We start from the raw sequence: 2,617 nt of genomic DNA, 5'->3' as shown, positions 1-2,617 counted from the left end.
GGTGACCTCGCCGCGGGCGGTACCGTGGGCCCCCGCGTCGCGCACGCCGCGACCGCCACCGGCGCCCCGGCGCCCGACCGGGTGCCGGCCGATCCGCGCGACCGCCCCGCCCGACCCGCTCGCCCGAGGAGGCCCCTGGTGTCCACGTCCCCCGGCTCCCGCTCCGGACCGGTCGCCGCCGAGCGCCTGACCGCCTGGTTCGCCCCGGTGGTCGCCGACTCCGGCTACGACCTCGAGGACCTCGACGTCCGCGCGGCCGGCAACCGCTTCGTCGTCCGCGTCGTCGTCGACCGCGACAGCGGGGTGAGCCTGGACGACGTCGCAGAGGTCAGCCGGGCGCTGTCCGACGTCCTGGACGCCGAGGACGACGACCTCGGTCGCTCGCCCTACGTCCTGGAGGTCACCAGCCCCGGTGTCGACCGGCCGCTGACCCTGCCGCGGCACTGGCGGCGCAACGTCGGCCGGCTGGTCACCACCAGCGCCGGCGGGGAGCAGCTGGTCGGCCGGGTCGTCTCGGTCGACGACGGCGGCGTCGTGCTCGCCGTGGAGAAGGGCGGGGCCAAGAAGGGCCAGGTCCGCAAGCCCGCCGGCGACCGGGCGCTGAGCTGGGCCGAGCTCGGCGAGGGGCGGGTGCAGGTGGAGTTCAACCGCCCGGCCGGTCACCGCGACGCGCACCTGGTCCACGACGGCCCCGATGGCCCCGAGGGTCCCGACGACGACGCGGACGACGAGCACGACGCAGCAGAAGGAGAACAGTGAACATCGACGTGACCGCCCTCAAGGCGGTCGAGCGCGAGAAGGGCATCCCCGCCGACACCGTGCTGCAGGCGATCGAGACCGCCCTGGTCACCGCCTACCGGCACGCCGACGGGGCGGCCAAGCACGTCCGCGTGCAGATCGACCGCAAGAGCGGCGAGGTCGTCGTCCTGGCCCAGGAGCTGGGCGAGGACGGCGAGGTCGTGCACGAGTGGGACGACACCCCCACCGACTTCGGCCGGATCGCGGCCAGCACCGCCAAGCAGGTCATCGTGCAGCGGCTGCGCGACGCCGAGCACGAGCAGACCTTCGGTGAGTACGCGGGCAAGGAGGGCGACATCGTCGGTGGCGTCGTGCAGGCCCACGAGCGCCGCAACAACGAGGGCACCGTGCTGGTCGACATCGGCAAGGTCGAGGCCAACCTGCCCGCCACCGAGCAGGTCCCCGGCGAGTCCTACCCGCACGGCAGCCGGCTGAAGGCCTACGTGGTCAGCGTGGCGCGCACCTACCGCGGCCCGCAGGTGACCGTCTCCCGCAGCCACCCCAACCTCGTCCGCAAGCTGTTCGCGCTGGAGGTCCCCGAGATCGCCGACGGCAGCGTCGAGATCGTGGCGGTCGCCCGCGAGGCCGGGCACCGGTCCAAGATCGCCGTCCGCACGTCGGTGCCGGGGCTGAACGCCAAGGGTGCCTGCATCGGCCCCATGGGGCAGCGGGTGCGCAACGTGATGGGCGAGCTGCACGGCGAGAAGATCGACATCGTCGACTGGTCGGACGACGAGGCCACCTTCGTGGCCAACGCGCTGTCCCCGGCCCGGGTGAGCAGCGCCCGGGTGGTCGACCCGGCCGCCCGCGCCGTGCGCGTCGTGGTGCCGGACTACCAGCTGTCGCTGGCCATCGGCAAGGAGGGCCAGAACGCCCGCCTGGCCGCCCGGCTGACCGGCTGCCGGATCGACATCCGCAGCGACGCGCAGCCCGAGACACCCGACACCGTGTCGCCGGGGGAGGGGCGGGCCCCGTTGCGGTCGGCCCCCCGTCCCGCCGGGACCCCGGCGGGTCCCCCGCCGCGGGGTGGCGCCTGGCCCGGGGTCCGGCGACCGGAACACCGCGGGCCGTCGGCGCGCTAGACTGCTCGATGGCCGCTTCGCCGATCCCGGTCCGCACCTGTGTGGGGTGCCGGCAACGCGCTCCGGTCACCGAACTGCTGCGCGTCGTCGTACGGGACTCCCGGCTGGTGCCGGACCCCGCCCGGCGGCTGCCCGGCCGGGGCGCCTCCGTGCACCCCGTCCCGGACTGCGTGCGGGCAGCGGTCCGGCGTCGGGCATTCCCGCGGGCACTGCGCAGCAGCGCCCCGCTGGTGACCGACCAGCTCGAGGACCACGTCGCCACCCCGTCACCCGACGGCGCACCGGCGCGGCCCGCACCACAGCAGTGACCAGCACCAACCGTCGGACCGGCACCCGGCCGGTCCGCTCGTCGAGAGCAGGACGACCTCGGATGACCCACCCGTGAAGTCGCACCGATGACCATGTACCACTGACGACGAGGTCGCGCGGGCCAGCCGCCGGCCTCACCCCGTGAGGAGACCAGTGCCAGGCAAAGCCCGCGTGCACGAGCTCGCCAAGGAGCTCGGCATCGACAGCAAGGCCGTGCTCGCCAAGCTCAAGGAGCAGGGCGAGTTCGTGAAGTCCGCATCGTCCACCGTCGAGGCCCCCGTGGCCCGACGGCTGCGCGAGGATCGCGCTGTTCATCGACGAGATGCAGGACGTGCAGCCCGACGACGTCAGCGCCATCTGCGCCGCCTGCCACGAGCTGTCCCAGCAGGGCGCCCCGCTGATCGTCGTCGGCGCGGGTCTGCCGCACC

3 protein-coding genes and 2 pseudogenes are annotated in these 2,617 nt (G+C 74.5%); all 5 read left to right on the top strand.

All coding sequences use genetic code 11. From position 1 onward, the window contains the following. Nucleotides 1-138: 138 nt before the first annotated feature. Nucleotides 139-759: a ribosome maturation factor RimP gene (gene rimP / locus NH342_RS22650; protein ID WP_253018578.1), complete on the top strand. Its 621-nt coding sequence runs from the start codon at nucleotides 139-141 to the stop codon at nucleotides 757-759. After that, on the top strand, nucleotides 756-1,880 hold the full coding sequence (nusA, locus tag NH342_RS22645; RefSeq protein WP_253018577.1) for a transcription termination factor NusA: 1,125 nt from the start codon (nucleotides 756-758) through the stop codon (nucleotides 1,878-1,880). The genes rimP and nusA overlap by 4 nt, the downstream gene beginning before the upstream one ends. A gap of 8 nt (nucleotides 1,881-1,888) precedes the next feature. Beyond that, a complete protein-coding gene (locus tag NH342_RS22640) occupies nucleotides 1,889-2,188 on the top strand; it encodes a YlxR family protein (protein ID WP_253018575.1) in 300 nt (99 codons plus the stop codon). 142 nt (nucleotides 2,189-2,330) lie between these two features. Further along, a pseudogene (locus NH342_RS24435) lies at nucleotides 2,331-2,432 on the top strand (translation initiation factor IF-2 N-terminal domain-containing protein); the annotation flags it as partial. 58 nt (nucleotides 2,433-2,490) lie between these two features. After that, nucleotides 2,491-2,617 (top strand): annotated as a pseudogene (locus NH342_RS24430) (ATP-binding protein); the annotation flags it as partial.

It is taken from the genome of Klenkia sp. PcliD-1-E, from assembly GCF_024124375.1.
Taxonomy (GTDB): Bacteria; Actinomycetota; Actinomycetes; order Mycobacteriales; family Geodermatophilaceae; genus Klenkia.
The sequence above is the reverse complement of the archived record's forward strand: the minus strand, read 5'-3'. Positions and strand labels throughout refer to the sequence as shown.

Bases quoted from the DNA above. Each gene is read 5' to 3' on its own strand.
- NH342_RS22640 (WP_253018575.1), top strand. From the start codon at position 1,889: ATGGCCGCTTCGCCGATCCCGGTCCGCACCTGTGTGGGGTGCCGGCAA.